This is a genomic window from Methylotuvimicrobium sp. KM1, from assembly GCF_044788715.1.
In the GTDB taxonomy this organism is placed as follows: Bacteria; Pseudomonadota; Gammaproteobacteria; order Methylococcales; family Methylomonadaceae; genus Methylotuvimicrobium.
This window is the reverse complement of the sequence record NZ_CP173170.1, coordinates 3,234,278-3,253,747: the sequence shown is the minus strand read 5'-3', so window position 1 is coordinate 3,253,747 and position 19,470 is coordinate 3,234,278. Positions and strand designations below refer to the sequence as shown.

Below are 19,470 nucleotides of genomic sequence, written 5' to 3'. Positions count from 1 at the left end.
TATAACGGCGAGCGCAGAGCGTGGGAACGAAAGCAAAATTAATGTTCCATCTTTCTGGACTCGATGATGCCGCCCCCTAGACAGACTTCACCGTCGTAAAACACGACCGACTGGCCCGGCGTAATCGCACGTTGCGGCTGATCGAAACGGACTCTGACGCGGTTTCCGTCATCCAGCGGTTCTGCGACGCAGTCTTGGTCGGGTTGTCGATATCGAGTCTTCGCGGCGCAGCGTAGCGTCTCGCTCAGCCCCGTGTTGCCGCACCAGTCGAGTTGTCCGGCTTCGAGCGTATTGTGCATCATCAACGGGTGTTCGTGGCCTTGGCCGACGATCAGCACGTTGTTGTCGAGATCTTTGTCCAGTACGAACCAGGGTTCGTCCGGCGCATCTTTGACGCCGCCGATGCCGAGTCCCTGACGTTGGCCCATCGTGTAATACATCAGACCATGGTGCCGCCCGATGTATTTGCCTTCCGGCGTGCGCATTTCGCCAGGTTGGGCCGGCAGATAGCGCTGCAGGAAGTCCTTGAATTTACGTTCGCCGATGAAACAAATGCCGGTGCTGTCTTTCTTGCGGCTGTTCGCGAATCCAGCCTTTTCGGCGATGGCGCGGATTTCCGGTTTGTGCAGATGGCCGATTGGAAACAGCGTTTTCGACAAGGCTTTCTGGCCCATGGCGTATAGGAAGTAACTTTGTTCCTTGTTAGGGTCCAAGCCTTTCAATAACTGGAACTCGCCAGCCTGTTCACGGACGCGAGCATAGTGGCCGGTCGCGATGTATTCGGCGCCGAGGTCTTCGAGTGCATAATCCAAAAAGGCCTTGAATTTGACATGCTTGTTGCACAGGATGTCAGGATTCGGCGTGCGCCCGGCTTTGAATTCGGACAAAAAGACTTCGAACACTTCGTCCCAGTATTCGGCCGCGAAATTGACGGTTTTCAATTCGATGCCGAGTTTATCGCAGACTTGTTGCGCATCGGCCAAATCAGCCATTGCGGTGCAATATTCGGTGCCGTCGTCTTCTTCCCAGTTTTTCATGAACAGGCCGGTGACTCGATGGCCTTCTTCAAGCAGTTTCAAAGCGGTGACGGAAGAGTCGACACCGCCTGACATGCCTACGATAATGTGTTTACTCATGCATCCAGATCGAGAAAGGATTCTAATAAAGTTAATGGATGGCGCTTCCCCGAGAGGAATTCATCAATGCCGATCATGACCAGCGGGCTGCGTAAGCGATCCTGTTTAGCGGCGATTTCAGCACGGGATAGCCAGTGTGTCGCGACGATACCTTCATCCAATGGTTGATTGGGGTCGAAAGAGTGTGAATTGCCGGCAAAACAAATCCGCAGAAAACTGGGGCTAGCCGGGTTTCTTCGCCATAATTGAACTGAAACGATGTATTCAGGTTCAAACTGCCAGGCGGTTTCTTCGGTAACCTCACGTTTAACCGCGTTAATTAAGTCCTCGCCTTTTTCCAAATGCCCTGCGGGTTGGTTGAATGCGAGTCCGTTGGATGTTTCTTCTTCGACTAGCAGAAAACGCCGGTCGTTTTCAATAATCGCTGCAACGGTGACATGGGGTTTCCAGACCATCGGCAAACTCGTTTATAAAAAGCGCTACATTTTACTTTATTTGGTGAATTCATGTTGTGAAAGATTGAAATTTACAGGCTCGCTCACTATGGTAAACTCTAAGTCGTTTTGATTCTTTTAGAATTGTTAAAAGTATGTCTGATTTTGACCCGTTAAAAGACAATGATGGCGAACTGGCTCTTCAAGAGACTAAGCCTCAATTGCAAAAGCCGCCTCTTTATAAGGTTATTTTATTGAATGACGACTTCACGCCGATGGACTTTGTCGTTGAAGTGTTAATGGAGTTTTTTAATATGTCCGAGGAGAAAGCGACACAAGTTATGTTACAGGTGCATACTCAGGGAGTCGGTGTGTGTGGAACCTATTCTAAGGATGTCGCGGAAACAAAAGTATGCATGGTCAACGAATATTCTCGGGAACATCACCATCCCTTAATGTGTTCGATGGAAATCGCGTAGGTCGGAGGAAATATGTTAAGCAAAGAGTTGGAGATTACTTTAAATCTCGCCTTTAAGAATGCTCACGAAAAGCGGCATGAATTTATTACTGTCGAGCATTTACTGTTGGCCTTGTTGGATAATGCCAGTGCCGTCGCGGTGCTACGGGCCTGTGGGTGCGATTTCAAAAAGCTGCAGGATGAACTGACGCAGTTTATTGATGATACGATTTCGCTGATTCCCGAAGGCGTGCAACGCGAGACGCAACCGACACTCGGTTTTCAGAGGGTCTTGCAGAGGGCGGTATTCCATGTCCAGGCGACCGATAAGAAAGAAGTTTCCGGTGCCAATCTATTTGTTGCATTATTTAGCGAACAGGACTCGCAAGCGGTTTATTTGTTGAATAAACAGAATATAACCCGTCTCGATGTCGTCAATTATCTGGCCCATGGTGTTTCGAAAATAGAGACGGAGCGAGAGCGCGATATGGAAAGAGATCCGGAAACGAGCGGTGCGGCCGGCGATACATCCGAAAGTCCGTTGGAAAAATATGCGACCAACCTGAATGAGGAGGCGAGACTCGGTAAGATCGATCCGCTGATTGGGCGCGAACTCGAGGTTGAAAGAACCATACAGGTACTATGCCGCCGGCGTAAAAACAATCCACTGCTGGTCGGTGAGGCCGGCGTCGGAAAAACAGCGATCGCCGAAGGTTTGGCAAAACGAATCGTCGAGGAAGAGGTGCCTGATGTGCTTATGGGCAATGTGATTTATTCGCTGGACTTAGGCGCATTGGTGGCCGGTACCAAATATCGTGGCGACTTCGAAAAACGTTTGAAAGCATTGGTTAGCCAGTTAAAAAGGCAGCCGGAAGCGATATTATTTATCGACGAAATCCACACGATCATCGGTGCGGGTTCCGCTTCCGGCGGTGTTATGGATGCGTCCAATCTGATTAAGCCGGTATTAGCATCCGGTCAGTTGCGTTGTATCGGCTCGACAACCTATCAGGAATACCGCGGAATTTTCGAAAAAGATCATGCATTAGCGCGCCGTTTCCAGAAAATCGATATTGTCGAGTCTTCGGTCGAAGATACCATCCTGATTCTGAAAGGTTTGAAATCGCGTTTCGAGGAACATCACGATATTAAATATACGGCGGACGCTTTACGTTTGGCCGCCGAATTATCGGACCGCTATATTACCGACCGGCACCTGCCGGACAAAGCCATCGATGTCATCGATGAGGCAGGAGCGCGTCAACGTTTGCTTTCAACCGACCAGCGTAAACCGATTATCGATTCGCTGGAAATAGAGGAAATCGTTTCGAAAATGGCCCGAGTACCGGCTAAATCGGTTTCATCCAATGACGTAGAGAAGCTTGAAGCGCTGGAAAAGAATCTCAAAATGCTGGTTTTCGGTCAAGACGAGGCAATTTCGGCACTCGCTTCAGCCATCAAACTGTCGCGTGCCGGGCTGAGGGATGCGCAAAAAACGATCGGTTCGTTTCTGTTCGCGGGACCGACCGGCGTCGGTAAAACCGAAGTCACTCGTCAATTAGCCAAAGTGCTGGGCGTCGAGTTGATTCGCTTCGATATGTCCGAATATATGGAGCGCCATACCGTATCGAGGCTGATCGGTGCGCCCCCGGGTTATGTCGGTTTCGATCAAGGCGGATTATTAACCGAGCAAGTGACCAAGCATCCTCATGCCGTGCTTTTATTGGACGAGTTAGAGAAAGCGCATCCTGATGTTTTCAATCTGCTATTGCAAGTGATGGATCACGGTACGCTAACCGACAATAACGGCCGCAAAGCCGATTTTCGTAACATAATATTGGTTATGACCACAAACGCCGGCGCTGAAGAGGGGAGTCGTGCATCAATCGGATTTACTTCGCAAGATCATGCTTCGGATAGCATGAAGGTGATCGAAAAAAGTTTTTCTCCGGAATTCCGTAATCGCTTGGATGCGGTAATTCAGTTCAAGCCGCTGGACATTTCGATTGTCGGCCATGTCGTCGATAAATTTATCTTCGAACTGGAGGCTTTGTTGGCCGAGAAGCATGTCACTCTGATGTTGGAGTCTGAAGCGAGATTATGGCTTGCCGAAAACGGTTGCGATCCGAAAATGGGCGCAAGGCCGATGGCGCGTCTGATTCAGGAGAAAATCAAAAAACCGCTGGCTAATGATTTATTGTTTGGTAAATTGGTGCGGGGCGGGAATGTCCGAATCTATGTCGAAAACAATGAGCTGGCTTTTGCAATAGAAAGTAAGGAATTGACTGTTTCTGAAAAAAGTTAGCGGTTATCGTTCGCTAATCCCGCATTTGCGCGGGATTAGCGCATACGGAAGGTAATTCTTCCTTTGCTTAAATCGTAAGGTGTCATTTCTACCTTAACTTTATCTCCAGTTAAAATACGGATGTAATGTTTACGCATTTTTCCGGAAATGTGTGCGGTGACGATATGCCCATTCTCGAGTTCAACCCTGAACATCGTATTCGGTAGGGTTTCGACAACCTTGCCTTCCATTTCGATTTGATCTTCTTTTGCCATGTACTTAGTCCTAACGTTTAAAAAACGCGAATAATAGCATAGTCGGTCTTTTTAGAACAGGATTCTGTAGTCGGACGGGCCGCTCTTGGGATAAAGCTGTCTTTTGCGTGCTCGATTTTTGATTGGGCGAGGCTCGAAATGGTCTGATTTTATCAAAAGGGTTTCTATACCTTTCGCACTTCAAATTTCGGCAGTGCCCGAGGCGCCGCCGGGGTGTCCGACAAAGGCTTTGCCAGCATGGAGCTGGCATAGAGCCTACATGGACGTATTCACGGCGTCCTTTGACGGTCATCCCGGTGCCGAATTTTGATCTACGATGAGTATAAGTATTTACGATATGATTGTTTTATGTGTATTGTTGCAAACAAATTCATATCGATTCAATACTTGATTTGTTCTCGAGTTTTCCCTACTCTAGTCCGTTTGTTCTAAGGATTTCGTGAAAAATAACTTCCTGGAGTTATGAGTTTTGTAGCGGGTTCGGTAACTCGCTTGACAGGCCTATAGCTATAGGTACTGGGTGAATGCAGATTTTGCATTACGCCATGGATGGCGTGTATTAGGGCGCCAACAGTAGGCGCCTTAGGTGATGCAGGGCAGAAAAATGCTCCTGCATTTTCTGCATTCGTTACATCCTTGTAACTCAGCAGTTGCCGAGGAGCAAAACCCGCCTTGCCGCCGACGCTTGTCAATCGAGCAACCGAACCTCCATAAAATAGGGAAGTTATTTGCGATTAAATTCTTTAAGATTACCTAATTACGTATAAGCTTCAGCCTATTTGAAGTCCAGACAAGGTTTTGTGTCGCTATCGCGACGTTTATGTGGAGTCGGTTCGCGGACCGACAGCCGCGATACGGCTACGAAACCCATCCATGGGTTTCGCCCTGCGGGCCAGCTAAAGCTGTTCAAAATTGCTCCAGGCGATTTTGTCTTTGCTTGTCCAAAGAAAAGTATCCAAAAGACCAATCCGCCGGGAGCGGATTGGGACGCCAAAGGCGCACGAAGTGCTCGGCGCGGCCTAACGGGGCCCGGGCGGGAGCTCTAAGCCAAAGCAAATTGACTGAAGGTTCTAAGTAATCAGGTAAGATTAAGCTTCGCCCAAATTTGAAGTGCGAAAGGTGTAATTTTAATGAACTTGTTTGGGTGCGGATGGGATTATGCACTGAATATTTTTTTCGATCGGATCTAGGTGGATTGATTGTTATCTCTGGAAGTTAGAAACTTATGCTGCATACGCGACGATAGAGTTTTATTCGAAGATCTATCGTTTAGTGTTTATTCAGGACAAGCGTTGTTGTTGGAAGGGCAAAACGGTTCGGGTAAAAGTTCTTTATTAAAAATTTTATGCGGTTTTCGGGAGCCCGACGCAGGCGAGGTTTTGTGGTGCGGCGTTGAAATTAATAACGGTACTTTTTTTGAGCAGATGGCCTATGTCGGCCATCTGGACGGTGTCAAAAAAGAATTGACCGTGCTGGAAAATCTTAAAATCGCCGGGGCTCTGGGTAAGCCAGGCCATTATTCGATCGGGGAAACCCTGGAGCAAGTTCATCTGTCAGGTTACGACGATGTGCTGGTGCAGTCCTTGTCGGCCGGACAAAAACGCCGTTTGTCTCTGGCTCGTTTATTGATTACCGATAATAAATTATGGATTCTCGACGAGCCTTTCACCTCTTTGGATAAAGAGGGTATAGCCATTTTCGAGGCGCTGATGGTCGACCATATTGCCAGAGAAGGCATGGTCGTTTTGACCTCGCATCACGATATCACGCTGCACGGCATCGACGTGCAAACTATCAGGTTAGCTTAATGACACTGTCTAACGCATTTATCGCCATTATCCGACGCGACTTAGTTCTGGCTTACCGGCGGCGTGCCGAAGTCGCCAATCCGCTGTTGTTTTTTGTCTTGGTCATTACTTTGTTTCCGTTAGGATTAGGCGCTCAAACCAAGTTATTGCAAGCGATGGCCCCGGGAATTATTTGGATTGCCGCGCTATTGGCCGCGATGCTATCGCTGGATTCATTGTTTCGATCGGATTTCGACGACGGCTCGCTGGAACAGTTTATCTTGAGTCCGCATCCGCTTTCGGTGCTGATTTTGGCGAAAATCGTCGCGCATTGGTTGGTAACGGGCTTGCCTTTATTGTTGATCTCACCTTTATTGGCAATATTTTTGGGCATGCCTGAACAGTCCGTGCCTGTACTGTTGTGGACCTTATTGCTCGGTACGCCGGTATTGAGTTTAATCGGTTCGATCGGTGTCGCATTGACGGTGGGTTTACGCCGAGGCGGGATGATATTGGCGTTGTTGGTCTTGCCGTTGTACATTCCGGTGTTGATCTTTGCCGGCAATGCCGTCGAAATGGCGGGTAGCGGTTTGCCGGTCGGCGCGCAGCTCAACATTCTGGCGGCGATTTTATTTGCGGCCTTGGTGCTGGCGCCATTGCCGGCCGCCGCGGCATTAAAAATGAGTATGAATGGATAATTTTTCGTAAAATAGCGTCCTATTCATCCATGCGGGCATATTCGAATGCTCGGTCTTCTTAATTTACTATTCGATATTGAATTAATTTCGCTCATTATCGTAAATCACACATAAGCTTATCGCATGTTTTTGATTCCTGATTCTGTAGGCCGTTTTTTCCATCGCATGGCCTCACCACCGCATTTTTACGCGTTTACCGGCCGATTATTGCCTTGGTTGACGGCGATTTTTATTATTTTGACTGCCGTAGGTCTATATGGTGGATTGTTTTTGGCGCCCGCCGATTATCAGCAAGGCGACAGTTACCGAATTATTTATATTCATGTGCCGAGCGCCTGGATGTCATTGTTCATCTATGTCGTGATGGCGGTTGCCGGCGCCATCGGACTGGTTTGGCGTATCAAGTTGGCCGAAATCGTTATGATCAGCAGTGCCTCGGTCGGTGCCGGTTTTACCTTTATCGCTCTATTAACGGGCTCTCTATGGGGTAAGCCGATGTGGGGAACCTGGTGGGTTTGGGACGCACGTTTGACTTCGGAATTGATTCTGCTGTTTCTGTATTTGGGCGTCATCGCATTGTACGGAGCGATCGACGACAAACGCACAGCTTCGAGAGCGGTGGCGATTTTGGCGATAGTCGGTGTGGTCAATATTCCGATCATTCATTATTCGGTCGAATGGTGGAATACCTTGCATCAAGGACCGACCGTGTCGAAGATCGATAAACCGTCGATCCATGTCAGCATGTTGATTCCCTTGTTGACGATGGCGGTCGCCTTCAAATTTTATTATTTAGTTGCGATGTTACAGCGCGCGCGTACCGAATTGATTCAGCGCGAACGAAACAGTCAATGGGTTAAAGGCTTACTAGAATGAATTGGCAGGAATTTTTTGCAATGGGCGGTTACGCCTTTTATGTTTGGACTTCTTATGGGGTCACTTTACTCGTGTTGCTTGCGATTGCGGTTTTGCCCGTTATTCAACGAAAGCTTTTTTTAAAAGAGTTGGCCCATAAAATGAAACGGATGAAAAAATCATGAAACCGATTCGTAGACAACGACTTATTTTAATTGGATTGATGCTGGCCGGTATGGGGCTTGCCGTCGCCTTTGCGCTGAAATCGTTTAATGAAAATTTGATGTATTTTTTCTCGACGACCGAAGTCGTTGAAGGCAAGGCGCCGGAAAGTGCTTTGTTTCGAATTGGCGGTATGGTTGTCGACGGCAGTGTCGATCGACCAGCGGAGAGTTTGCTTGTGCGCTTTAAGCTGACCGATTTCAATAAAGAAGTGACCGTGGAATATACCGGTATTTTGCCGGATTTGTTCAGGGAAGGGCAAGGCATCGTCGCAAAAGGCCGTTTATCCAAAAACGGTGTGTTCGTTGCCGAGGAAGTCTTGGCCAAACATGACGAAAATTATATGCCGCCCGAAGTCGCAGGTAGCCTGAAGAAACAACCGGAGCCTTCGGCAGAGGGTGGTATATGATTCCTGAGCTGGGGCATTTTTCCTTAATATTGGCTTTGTGCATGGCCGTGATGTTGGGTATTGTCCCGATCGTCGGTAGTTTTCGCGCGATTCCTGGATGGATTGCCGTGGCGCGTCCTGCCGCTTTCGGGCAATTATTCTTTGTCGGCTTGTCTTATTTGTGTCTGACGTATGCGTTTTTGACGCATGATTTTTCGGTCGCCTATGTCGCGAACAATTCGAATACCCATTTGCCGATACTGTATTTAGTCTCCGGCGTATGGGGCGCGCATGAAGGCTCGTTATTGCTTTGGGCCTTGAGTTTGACGATCTGGACCGGTTTGGTTGCTCAGTTTAGCCGGAGTATTCCGGACGCGACGATTGCTCGAGTTCTCGGTGTGATGGGCTTGGTCAGCATCGGTTTTTTACTGTTTTTGTTGCTGACCTCGAATCCGTTTGAGCGCATGATTCCTGCGCCGCCTGAAGGCCGCGATTTGAATCCTCTGTTGCAAGACCCGGGGCTCGCGATCCATCCGCCGATGCTGTACATGGGCTATGTCGGTTTTTCGGTGGCGTTTGCATTTTCGATCGCGGCCTTGCTCGAAGGCCGATTGGACAGCGCCTGGGCGCGTTGGTCCAGGCCTTGGACCAATATCGCCTGGATGTTTCTGACCTTGGGTATCACGCTGGGCAGTTGGTGGGCTTATTACGAATTGGGCTGGGGCGGTTGGTGGTTTTGGGATCCGGTCGAGAATGCCTCGTTTATGCCTTGGTTAGTCGGCACGGCATTGATTCATTCATTGGCGGCCAGTGAAAAACGCGGTGTGTTCAAGACTTGGACCGTGCTGTTGGCGATTTTCGCGTTTTCGTTGAGCCTATTGGGGACTTTTTTGGTCCGTTCCGGCGTATTGACCTCGGTGCATGCCTTTGCCAGCGATCCGGCCCGCGGCTTGTTCATTCTGATTTTTCTGGCTATTGTCGTCGGCGGGTCTTTATTGCTTTATGCGATTAGAGCGCCGGCGGTTAAAAGCAGCGCCAGTTTCGAAATGATTTCGAAAGAATCCGCATTACTGTTGAATAACGTGCTGTTGGTTGTGACGGCGGCCAGCATTTTGGTCGGCACCTTGTATCCTTTGTTTATCGATGCCTTGGGCATGGGCAAGATTTCGGTCGGGCCGCCTTATTTCAATGCGATTTTTGTTCCTTTGATGGCGCCGCTTGCCGTGGTCTCGGGTATCGGCGTTTTGCTACGTTGGAAAAAAGACCAGTTCAACGCGCTCGCGCTACGAATCCGTTGGCTGATGCTGGGCTGCCTGTTGCTCGGCGCCGCATTGCCGTTGTTGATGCCCTTTTATTCCTGGGCTGCCGCGATCGGTTTGACGTTGGCGCTGTGGACGACGGCGCTGACCGGACTGGCCTTTTCGGAGCGTCTAGGGCATAAAATGCCTGATTTTACAGCCTTGCTGAAAGTGCCGAGAGCCTTTTACGGCATGACCTTGGCGCATTTGGGTATCGCGGTCTTCATCGTCGGCATTACCTTGACTTCGGTTTATAGTATTGAAAAAGACGTTAGAATGGCGCCCGGCGACAAGCTGGAAATGTCCGGCTATGTGTTCGAATTTCATGGTATCGATGTGGTTGAAGGGGCGAATTATCGAGCGCAACAAGGTCATTTGACGGTCAGTTACGATGATAAGACGGTGGCTAAACTCGAACCGCAAAAAAGAATTTATCGAGTGCAACAAATGCCGATGACCGAAGCCGCGATCGATGCCGGTCTATTTCGCGATCTTTTCGTTGCGATCGGTGAACCGTTGGGCGATTCGGGCGCATGGAGCATGCGCGTTTATTATAAAGCCTTTATCCGGTGGATATGGATCGGCGGTGTTTTCATGGCATTGGGTGGTCTCTGGGCTGTCTGCGATAGACGTTATCGAATGGGCAATAAAAAACAGCGAGTAAGCAAAAATGCTTAAATTTTTGACGCCACTTTTAATTTTTGCAGTACTGGCGGTTTTTTTGGCGATCGGTTTGAATCTCAATCCGCGTGAAATTCCGTCGCCCTTCATCGACAAGCCGGCCCCTCCTTTTACGCTGCAAACTTTGGATGATCCGACTCGTACCTTGAGTACGGCGGATTTGAAGGGGCAAGTTTGGTTACTGAATGTTTGGGCTTCCTGGTGTGTATCTTGCCGTGCAGAACATCCGGTGCTTAATCGGTTGGCGGAGCAAAAATTGGCTGTTATTATTGGCCTCAACTATAAGGATGAACCGGAAGATGCGAAAAACTGGCTGGCCAGATTGGGTAATCCCTATGATGTCAGTGTCTTGGACATGGAAGGATTGACCGGAATCGATTGGGGAGTCTATGGCGTTCCCGAAACGTTTGTAATCGATAAGCAGGGCGTAGTTCGTTACAAACATACAGGGTCTGTGACTGATAAAGATATTGAAACGACATTCTTACCTTTGTTGAATACTTTGCAGGCTGAATAAATTTTTAGAAATGGTACGGCTATGTGACAAAGTTATTTCTACTTTTTTTGTTGAGCGCTTATAGCACTTTTAGTATCTACGCGACGGCGGCGAGCATTACGCTCAAAGTTCAGGGTGGCGCGGACAATATCGATACAATCGAATCCGAAAGTCGGCTTGATGATGGTGCAGAACTTAAAGAAAGGTCTCTGGTAGCCGGTGCTTTAAGGCAGATACAAAAAAAATCTGACGCCTCCTCTTCGAGTGAACTGGGTGCTGGGCAGCAATTGGCGACCCCAAAAAAACAAGGTGATTTTGGCGCTAACGCCTTTAATGGTAAAGCTGCCGAAACTGAAAATCTTCTGTATTCCGATCCGTTTGCCGAGACTGAAACTTCGCCGTATATTTTTAAACAAGCCTCGTCCGATCACCAGACCGGGTTTAATCCTTTGCTTGTATCGAAAGAGTTTATTATCAGTTTGGAAATCATCGATGATGAGCTTGTTATTGATGAAGCCTTAAGAGAAATGGTCGACGATACGGTCGCTATGGCGCTTCATGTTAACGAGGCATGGAATACTTTGGATGAAAAGATCACGCATAAAGTTTACCAAGGGGTTAGCTATCTTGGATTCGATAATCAGTTTTCCGAGGATAATTATCAAGCCAATAACCAGGCTGTCGAATTCAAAAAACTGGCCGCGCAATATGCCGACTCCGAGATCAATAATCGCCGCTATGACAACGAGCCGGAAGGCCTTTTTGCTTATTTGATCAATTTGCCCAGATTATTGACCGTTTCCAATTTACTATTCATGCTGGGTTTTCTATTCGTCATGAACGGAATTTATCGAGTCATGCGTTTTTTTCTATTGCGGATATAGCCTAAGTTTCAATGAATTGTATTTCTTTGATCGAAACCTCTCTCGAAGGGGGAGGCGTCAGCTTATTCATGCATATTACTAATTATTCATTGCCATTATGCGTATTATATTTTTAGCCTTCTTTTTATTGTGGGGCGTTGAGGCCATTGCTGCGGCCGTCGAGGTCAAGAATTTCGATACTCCTGAGCAGGAGCGCGTTTACAACTCGCTGATTTCCGAGTTACGTTGTCTAGTTTGTCAAAACCAGACTATTGCCGATTCGAACGCCGATTTGGCGAAGGATTTGCGTGCCCAAGTCTACAAAATGCTGCAACAAGGCAAGTCAAGGCAGGAGATTGTCGATTTTATGACTCAGCGTTATGGCGATTTCGTATTGTACAATCCTCCGATGAAGGCTAAGACCAGTTTATTATGGTTGGCACCGTTATTGTTCTTAGTGATCGGTTTATTGGTTGCTTGGACTGTCGTGCGTAAAAAACGTTTGGCGACTCATTCGGATTCTGCGCATGATTCCGCACAATCGGAAGAAATTCGCCGCTTATTGGAACAAGGAGATGACCGGTGACAACAGAATTTTGGCTGACCGCAAGCGTTTTGATCGCGATAGCGTTTGCGTTTGTATTGCCGCCGCTATGGCGTCGACCGGGCTCAATAGACATCGAAACTGAGCGATTCAATGTCGATATCGCTAAGCAGCGTCTGCTGGATTTAAAAGAACAGCGCTCGTCCGGAACGATTACGGCGGATGAATACGAAGACTTATATCAAGAATTACAATCGGTGCTGGTCGATGATTTGCAAACAGAGTCGGCTTCGCGGCAATCGGAATCTTCCGGTCGGTGGTTGATCGTTTTGGCATTGATCGTTATTCCGTTGGTTTCGGTGACTTTGTACCGCGCTTTAGGTAACGCTGATTCGTTGTTGCCGGAAGCTGACAGAACCGCGCAGCAGATGGATGAAATCAATGCGATGGTTTCTGGATTGGCTCAGCGTTTGCAAAGCCAACCGGATGATGCGGAAGGCTGGTTGATGCTTGGGCGTTCTTACAAATACATGAACCGTTATGCCGAATCGGCGCAAGCCTTTTCGGAGGCTTATCGTCTATTGGGCGACAAGGCTGATGTGCTGCTTCAGTACGCCGATGCGTTGGCGATGGCCAATGACGGTCGATTATCCGGGAAACCGACGGAATTGCTTGCGAAGGCGCTTGAATTGGCGCCGGATGACTCGACGGCATTGTGGTTGTCGGGAATGGCTAAGGCCGAAGCGGGTAAATATGACGAAGCCCTGCGGCATTGGCAAAAATTAGCTGCGCAATTACCGAAGGGTTCCGAACCACACCGAGAAGTGCAGGGTTTGATTGCACAAGTCATGGAGAGGCTAGGTACGGCGCCCCCAGAGCAGCAGCCGGCAGCTATCGCTAAAGGTCTGAAAGTCAATGTTGCTATTTCCGACGAATTGCAAGGCGTTGTCTCCGCCACCGATACCGTATTTATTTATGCTCAAGCATTACAGGGCCCCCCGATGCCGTTGGCGATCGTTAAGAAACAAGTGGCTGATTTACCAGTAACAGTTTTGTTGAGCGACGAGCAGGCGATGATGCCGGCGATGAAGTTATCTAACTTCGATCGCGTTAAAATTAGTGCCCGGATTTCGATATCGGGCCAGGCAGAATCTCGTCCAGGCGATTGGATCGGGATCGTGGAAAGCGTTGCACCGGCTGAAACTGAAGGCGTTACTATAGCGATCGATCAAAAGGTCCAATAATGGACCAGTCCTTAACATTCGATCTCGATCTCATTCATCGTTACGATCAGGCCGGGCCTCGATATACGTCATATCCGACCGCTTTGGAATTACACGAGAATTTCGGAGAAGCGGATTATTTACGTCATATCGAGCAATCGAATAGGCGTGGAGGCCCGTTATCGCTTTACTTTCATATTCCGTTTTGCGATACGGTCTGCTACTACTGTGCATGCAATAAAATCGTTACCAAAAATCGCGCGCATGCCGAGCCGTATTTGAACGATCTTTGCCGCGAAATCGAAATGCAGGGCGCTTTGTTCGATCGACACCGTATCGTCGATCAATTGCATTGGGGCGGCGGAACTCCGACTTTCCTAAGTGAGAGTCAAATGCGGCGGTTGATGGCGGTGACTCGCCAGCATTTCAATCTGCGCGAGGATGACGAAGGACAGTACTCTATCGAAGTCGATCCGAGAGAAACCGACGATCGGACGATTGCCGTATTACGGGAATTGGGTTTTAACCGGATTAGCTTGGGTTTGCAGGATTTCGAACCCGATGTGCAAAAAGCGGTCAATCGCATTCAAGCCGAACAGGAAACTTTTGCGGTATTGGAGGCGGCGCGCAACGAAGGTTTTCGTTCGACTAGTATCGATTTGATTTACGGGCTGCCGCTACAAACCGTCGAGTCGTTTTCGCGAACATTGGAAAAGATTCTTGAAGTCTCGCCCGAGCGGTTTTCGGTCTTTAATTACGCGCATTTGCCGCAACGTTTCAAAACTCAGCGCCAGATCAATGATGCCGACATGCCGAATCCGGAGGTCAAGTTGGCGATTTTGCAAATGGTGATTCAGCGTTTGACCGAAGCCGGTTATGTTTATATCGGCATGGATCATTTCGCGAAACCGAATGATGAATTAGCGGTTGCTCAGCGTGAAGGAAAGCTGTACCGAAATTTTCAGGGTTATTCTACGCATTCCGAATGCGATTTGATTGGTTTGGGGGTTACTTCAATCGGTCGGGTAGGCGATGCTTACATTCAAAATGTAAAAGATCTTGACACTTATCGCCGAACGATAGAGCAGGGACGTTTGCCGGTTTTTAAAGGGTTTGAATTGAGCCGCGACGATAAGCTAAGGCGAGCGGTCATTAGCGGGTTAATCTGTCATTTCGAGCTTGAATTCAGAGAGTTGGAACACGTGTTCTCCATCGATTTCAAGGCATACTTCGAGCAGGAATTGATTAAGTTGCAGAAAATGGTTGAAGATGGACTTTTGACGATCGATGCCGGCCAAATTTTCGTGCGACCTGCCGGGCGTTTGCTTATTCGCAATATCTGTATGGTATTTGATCGCTATATTACTGAAAAGCAACAGTTTTCTAAAGTTATTTAAAATCCGTTAGACATGGGATTTGCGTTATTTGCAAATCCATGTCTAAGAAATCCAGAAAAACCGATTATAGCGTTCTTCGTTTCCTGTTTTTGGTTGCAATTAAACCAAAACGGTTTTCACATATTGCTTCGTGAATGTCCTTAGCGGCTCTCTGTGTTGTAAATATTGTCTGAATAAGCTGTTGATCGCAAGCGGTGTCAGATAGGCATAAACGCCAACGCCGGTTTGCGCAATAAATTCAGCGCTTAGCATTTCGATGAATGCGGACTGTGCTTGGCTTGTGATTTCTATAGTTTGATTTTCCATTGTCTTCACCTCTGATCAATGTTGTTTCATAATAAATGAAGCAATATCAAGGCCTATCTAATCAAAATAAGTATTTTCAATGATTTAGTCATATGTTATTAAAGAGCATATTAAACTTTTGTAAAAAAAAGTGACAGGGATGGCAGGTCTATGATGCTTTTGTGTCAAAAATGGCGTTTGTGTTGTTGGTCGAGGCTGCATTTTGCTGCTCTTGCGCTAGTCCCATTTGAGAAGCTTTGATAAAGTCGTAAGCTCTTCGACTCTCGTTCGACATTTTGTTATAATCACCCGGTTTTGGTATCTCGCGTAATTCCATTGGATGTAAGGATTTTTATAAGTCTTTTCGGAATTATCTCATTGAAGGAAACCGCTTGCCGATTTAGGTAACGGGCTTTAATTTTGTAAAAAACGGATCAATGTCGGACTTCGCTAAAGAAATTATTCCTGTCAATCTCGAAGACGAGATGAGACAGTCCTATCTCGACTATGCAATGAGCGTGATAGTCGGTCGAGCACTACCCGATGTTCGGGATGGCCTGAAGCCGGTACATCGCCGCGTTCTCTATGCAATGAGCGAACTTGGCAATGATTGGAACAAAGCTTATAAAAAATCAGCGCGTGTAGTCGGTGACGTTATCGGTAAATATCACCCTCATGGCGATACCGCGGTTTACGACACGATCGTTAGGATGGCGCAGCCTTTTTCACTGCGTTACATGCTGATTGACGGGCAAGGCAATTTCGGGTCGGTCGATGGTGATTCTCCGGCGGCGATGAGGTACACCGAAGTTCGCATGGCCAAGATTGCGCATGAATTATTGGCCGATATCGATAAAGAAACCGTCGATTTCATAGCGAATTACGACGAATCCGAATCCGAACCCAAAGTCTTGCCGACTCGGGTACCGACGCTTCTAATCAACGGGTCGTCCGGTATCGCGGTCGGCATGGCAACCAATATCCCGCCGCATAACCTAACCGAAGTCGTCAGTGCCTGTCTTGCACAAATTGAAAATCCTGAAATTACGATTAGCGAATTGATGCAATTTATTCCTGGGCCCGATTTTCCGACGGCGGCAACGATCAACGGAGCTGCCGGGATTCGTAGCGCCTATGCGACGGGTCGAGGCAAGGTCTACTTACGCGCTCGCTGTCATTTCGAGGAAATCGGCGAGAGCGGCCGTTATGCGATCATTACGACTGAGTTACCGTATCAGGTCAATAAGGCCAGGCTGTTGGAAAAAATTGCCGAAATGGTCAAGGAAGCCAAATTGGAGGGAATCTCAGGTCTGCGCGACGAATCCGATAAGGATGGTATGCGTATGGTTATCGAACTTCGGCGCGGCGAAGTTCCCGAAGTGATACTGAATAATCTGTACAAGCAAACGCAAATGCAGACGGTATTCGGTATTAATATGGTTGCGCTTTTAGGCGGCCGTCCGCATTGCATGAATCTAAAAGAGATTCTCACGGCTTTTATCGATCACCGCCGGGAAATCGTTACGCGCAGAACGGTTTATAATTTACGCAAGGCGCGGGATAGGGCTCATATATTAGAAGGCTTGGCGATCGCTTTAGCCAATATTGACGAAATGATCGTATTGATTAAATCGGCTAAAGATTCGGCGGAAGCGAAAGCCGGACTCTTGTCCAGGACTTGGGAAGCCGGCTTGGTCAATGCCTTGCTCGATCGTGCCGATGCCGACCGGTCTAGGCCCGAAGATTTAACGCCCGAATTCGGCTTGGTCGATGGTTACTACCGATTATCCGAAACGCAAGCAAGTGCGATTTTAGACTTGCGGCTGCACCGTCTGACCGGTCTCGAACAGGAAAAAATCGTCAATGAATATAGAGACTTGCTTAAACTGATTGACGAATATTTGGAAATTCTTGGTAGCGATGTCCGGTTGATGGAGGTTATCAAGGAAGAGCTCGAAGCGATTAAAGCGGAATACGGCGACGAGCGGCGCACCGAGATTTTGCAGGATCATCTCGATCTGACCGACGAGGATTTGATTACCGAAGAAGATATGGTAGTGACCGTATCGCACGAAGGTTATGTCAAAGCACAGCCGCTCGACGACTATAAGGCGCAACGGCGAGGCGGTCGTGGCAAATCGGCAACGGCAACGAAGGAAACCGACTTTATCGACAAATTGATCGTTGCGAATACGCACGATACGATTCTCTGTTTCTCGTCGCTTGGTAAAGTCTATTGGCTCAAGGTTTATCAATTGCCGGTTGCGAGCCGCGCCTCGCGAGGCAAGCCTTTTGTCAATTTGCTGCCGCTGGAATCCGGGGAAAATATTAACGCCTTGCTGCCGGTTAGAGAGTTTAGTGCCGATAAGTTCATCTTTATGGCAACCGCGAACGGCACCGTTAAAAAAACGCCGCTCCCAGAGTTCGAACGTCAGCGCACCAACGGTAAAATTGCGATCGACTTGCGCGAAGAAGATGCTTTGGTCGGTGTAGCCGTGACCGACGGGCAGCAAAATATTTTACTGTTTTCGACCGACGGCAAGGCGGTTTGTTTCAATGAAGATGACGTTCGCTCAATGGGACGGACCGCGGCGGGTGTGCGCGGCATTAGACTGCAGCCGGGGCAAAAAGTTATTTCGCTGATCGTATCGGCCGAAGGCACTGTATTGACAATCACCGAAAACGGCTACGGTAAACGGACGCATTTGAAAGAATTTGTGCGCAAAGGCCGAGGCGGGCAGGGCGTGATTTCGATACAAACCTCCGAGCGTAACGGAAATGTCGTCGGGGCGGTATTGGTGTCCGAGCGCGATGAGATCATGCTGATTACGAACGGCGGCACCTTGGTCAGAACCCGCGTCGATGAAATATCGATCGTCGGCCGGAATACGCAAGGCGTTACAGTTATTCGCCTCGACAAAAACGAAAAAGTGGTTGGAGTCGATCGAATAGAAGGTCTAGCCGAAGATGAGGATGCCGGAATGGAAGCGGAGTCTGATTTAGGCGGGGAAGTCGATAATGAAACAGAGATAGAGCAGGACTCGGGAGAACAAGAATAATGGCTAGAATTTATAACTTCAGCGCGGGACCATCGACATTACCCGAGGCGGTGCTTCGGCAGGCGCGCGATGAAATGCTCGAATGGCAGTCTAGCGGCATGTCGGTGATGGAAATGAGTCATCGAGGCAAGCATTTTTCGAATATTGCCGAACAATTGGAAGTCGATTTGCGCGAATTGATGGCGATTCCCGATAATTATAAGGTATTGTTTTTACAGGGCGGAGCGACCGGGCAGTTTTCGTTCATACCTTTGAATCTATTGCGAGGCAAGACCAAAGCTTGCTACATCAATACCGGCGCTTGGTCCGAGAAAGCGATTAAGGATGGCGGACGGTTCTGCGAGGTTGTCGTCTCGGCTAGTTCGGAGTCGGAAAAATTTACGACGATTCCTGCTGTTGCCGAGTGGCAAATCGAACCTGATGCGGCGTATTTGCACTACACCTCGAACGAAACGATACACGGCGTTGAATTTCCGTTTATCCCGAATGCGCAGGGATTGCCGTTGGTGGCCGATATGTCGTCGAATATTTTGTCGCGCAAAGTCGATGTAAGCCAATTCGGCTTGATCTATGCCGGAACCCAGAAAAATATGGGACCTGCCGGAGTTACCGTCGTAATTGTACGCGATGATTTGATCGGTAAGACTGATGATCGATTACCCGATGTATTCAATTACGCGGTACAGGCCAAGAATCAATCGATGCTGAATACGCCGGCGACTTACAATTGGTATTTAGTTGGTTTGGTGTTGAAATGGCTCAAATTGGCTGGTGGCGTCGAGGCGATAGAAGCCGTCAATATCAGAAAAGCGGCGAGTTTGTATGACGCAATCGATCGTTCTTCTTTATATAGCAATCCGGTGCAAACCGAATTTCGTTCGCGAATGAACGTGCCTTTCATCTTATCCGATGCATCGCTCGATAAAGAGTTTTTAACCCAAGCCGAAGCTAATGGGTTCGCCGAATTAAAAGGGCATCGTTCCGTAGGCGGTATGCGTGCGAGCATTTATAATGCAATGCCTGAGGAAGGCGTTAAAGCGTTAATTGAATTCATGGCCGAATTCGAAAGAACCCGAGCCTGAGTATCG

The 19,470-nt window shown here is 48.3% G+C and carries 19 protein-coding genes; 15 read left to right on the top strand and 4 right to left on the bottom strand.

The genetic code is table 11. From position 1 onward, the window contains the following. Positions 1 to 38: 38 nt before the first annotated feature. Both mnmA and ACINK7_RS13980 read right to left on the bottom strand, forming a co-directional pair. Complete coding sequence (mnmA, locus tag ACINK7_RS13985; RefSeq protein WP_404356055.1) at positions 39 to 1,136, bottom strand: tRNA 2-thiouridine(34) synthase MnmA; 1,098 nt, start codon at positions 1,134 to 1,136, stop codon at positions 39 to 41. Further along, positions 1,133 to 1,591 carry an NUDIX hydrolase gene (locus ACINK7_RS13980; RefSeq protein ID WP_404356053.1) on the bottom strand — a complete coding sequence of 153 codons (459 nt, stop codon included), beginning with the start codon at positions 1,589 to 1,591 and terminating at the stop codon, positions 1,133 to 1,135. Before ACINK7_RS13980 ends, mnmA begins: the two co-directional genes overlap by 4 nt. Before the next feature lie 134 nt (positions 1,592 to 1,725). On the opposite strand from ACINK7_RS13980, the gene clpS reads away from it, so the two are divergent. Next, positions 1,726 to 2,049 carry an ATP-dependent Clp protease adapter ClpS gene (clpS, locus tag ACINK7_RS13975; RefSeq protein WP_014149040.1) on the top strand — a complete coding sequence of 108 codons (324 nt, stop codon included), beginning with the start codon at positions 1,726 to 1,728 and terminating at the stop codon, positions 2,047 to 2,049. 12 nt (positions 2,050 to 2,061) lie between these two features. Then, the gene (gene clpA / locus ACINK7_RS13970; RefSeq protein WP_404356051.1) at positions 2,062 to 4,332 is read left to right on the top strand and encodes an ATP-dependent Clp protease ATP-binding subunit ClpA; all 2,271 of its coding nucleotides are present in this window, start codon (positions 2,062 to 2,064) and stop codon (positions 4,330 to 4,332) included. Between the two features lie 35 nt (positions 4,333 to 4,367). On the opposite strand, the gene infA is transcribed toward clpA, so the two are convergent. Further along, positions 4,368 to 4,586 carry a translation initiation factor IF-1 gene (infA, locus tag ACINK7_RS13965; RefSeq protein ID WP_014149038.1) on the bottom strand — a complete coding sequence of 73 codons (219 nt, stop codon included), beginning with the start codon at positions 4,584 to 4,586 and terminating at the stop codon, positions 4,368 to 4,370. 1,199 nt (positions 4,587 to 5,785) lie between these two features. Between infA and ccmA the strand changes: the two genes are divergently transcribed. The 11 genes from ccmA to hemN all read left to right on the top strand — a co-directional run bounded on the left by ccmA (position 5,786) and on the right by hemN (position 15,038). After that, positions 5,786 to 6,394 carry a cytochrome c biogenesis heme-transporting ATPase CcmA gene (ccmA, locus tag ACINK7_RS13960; protein WP_404356048.1) on the top strand — a complete coding sequence of 203 codons (609 nt, stop codon included), beginning with the start codon at positions 5,786 to 5,788 and terminating at the stop codon, positions 6,392 to 6,394. After that, entirely contained in the window at positions 6,394 to 7,071 is a 678-nt protein-coding gene (gene ccmB, locus ACINK7_RS13955; RefSeq protein WP_341325573.1) for a heme exporter protein CcmB, read from the top strand. The genes ccmA and ccmB overlap by 1 nt, the downstream gene beginning before the upstream one ends. A gap of 123 nt (positions 7,072 to 7,194) precedes the next feature. Next, positions 7,195 to 7,947, top strand: a complete 753-nt coding sequence (locus ACINK7_RS13950) for a heme ABC transporter permease (RefSeq protein ID WP_404356046.1) — start codon at positions 7,195 to 7,197, stop codon at positions 7,945 to 7,947. After that, a complete protein-coding gene (ccmD, locus tag ACINK7_RS13945; protein ID WP_014148963.1) occupies positions 7,944 to 8,111 on the top strand; it encodes a heme exporter protein CcmD in 168 nt (55 codons plus the stop codon). Before ACINK7_RS13950 ends, ccmD begins: the two co-directional genes overlap by 4 nt. Further along, positions 8,108 to 8,557 (top strand): cytochrome c maturation protein CcmE, encoded by a 450-nt coding sequence (ccmE, locus tag ACINK7_RS13940; protein ID WP_404356044.1) that lies wholly within the window; start codon positions 8,108 to 8,110, stop codon positions 8,555 to 8,557. Before ccmD ends, ccmE begins: the two co-directional genes overlap by 4 nt. Beyond that, positions 8,554 to 10,512 carry a heme lyase CcmF/NrfE family subunit gene (locus tag ACINK7_RS13935; protein ID WP_404356043.1) on the top strand — a complete coding sequence of 653 codons (1,959 nt, stop codon included), beginning with the start codon at positions 8,554 to 8,556 and terminating at the stop codon, positions 10,510 to 10,512. The genes ccmE and ACINK7_RS13935 overlap by 4 nt, the downstream gene beginning before the upstream one ends. Beyond that, the gene (locus ACINK7_RS13930; RefSeq protein ID WP_404356041.1) at positions 10,505 to 11,032 is read left to right on the top strand and encodes a DsbE family thiol:disulfide interchange protein; all 528 of its coding nucleotides are present in this window, start codon (positions 10,505 to 10,507) and stop codon (positions 11,030 to 11,032) included. The genes ACINK7_RS13935 and ACINK7_RS13930 overlap by 8 nt, the downstream gene beginning before the upstream one ends. Before the next feature lie 23 nt (positions 11,033 to 11,055). Next, the gene (locus tag ACINK7_RS13925; protein WP_404356039.1) at positions 11,056 to 11,895 is read left to right on the top strand and encodes a hypothetical protein; all 840 of its coding nucleotides are present in this window, start codon (positions 11,056 to 11,058) and stop codon (positions 11,893 to 11,895) included. A 97-nt stretch (positions 11,896 to 11,992) separates the two neighbouring features. Further along, positions 11,993 to 12,460 (top strand): cytochrome c-type biogenesis protein, encoded by a 468-nt coding sequence (locus ACINK7_RS13920; protein ID WP_404356037.1) that lies wholly within the window; start codon positions 11,993 to 11,995, stop codon positions 12,458 to 12,460. Further along, complete coding sequence (ccmI, locus tag ACINK7_RS13915) at positions 12,457 to 13,662, top strand: c-type cytochrome biogenesis protein CcmI (protein WP_404356035.1); 1,206 nt, start codon at positions 12,457 to 12,459, stop codon at positions 13,660 to 13,662. The genes ACINK7_RS13920 and ccmI overlap by 4 nt, the downstream gene beginning before the upstream one ends. Next, complete coding sequence (gene hemN, locus ACINK7_RS13910) at positions 13,662 to 15,038, top strand: oxygen-independent coproporphyrinogen III oxidase (RefSeq protein WP_404356033.1); 1,377 nt, start codon at positions 13,662 to 13,664, stop codon at positions 15,036 to 15,038. Before ccmI ends, hemN begins: the two co-directional genes overlap by 1 nt. Positions 15,039 to 15,137: 99 nt before the next feature. On the opposite strand, the gene ACINK7_RS13905 is transcribed toward hemN, so the two are convergent. Then, positions 15,138 to 15,344 (bottom strand): hypothetical protein, encoded by a 207-nt coding sequence (locus ACINK7_RS13905; protein ID WP_341325566.1) that lies wholly within the window; start codon positions 15,342 to 15,344, stop codon positions 15,138 to 15,140. Positions 15,345 to 15,760: 416 nt separating this feature from the next. Here ACINK7_RS13905 and gyrA point away from each other — a divergent pair, with 416 nt between their 5' ends. Next, entirely contained in the window at positions 15,761 to 18,382 is a 2,622-nt protein-coding gene (gyrA, locus tag ACINK7_RS13900) for a DNA gyrase subunit A (RefSeq protein ID WP_404356030.1), read from the top strand. Then, positions 18,382 to 19,464, top strand: coding sequence for a 3-phosphoserine/phosphohydroxythreonine transaminase (serC, locus tag ACINK7_RS13895; protein ID WP_404356028.1), 1,083 nt, complete (start codon positions 18,382 to 18,384; stop codon positions 19,462 to 19,464). Before gyrA ends, serC begins: the two co-directional genes overlap by 1 nt. Positions 19,465 to 19,470: the final 6 nt, after the last annotated feature.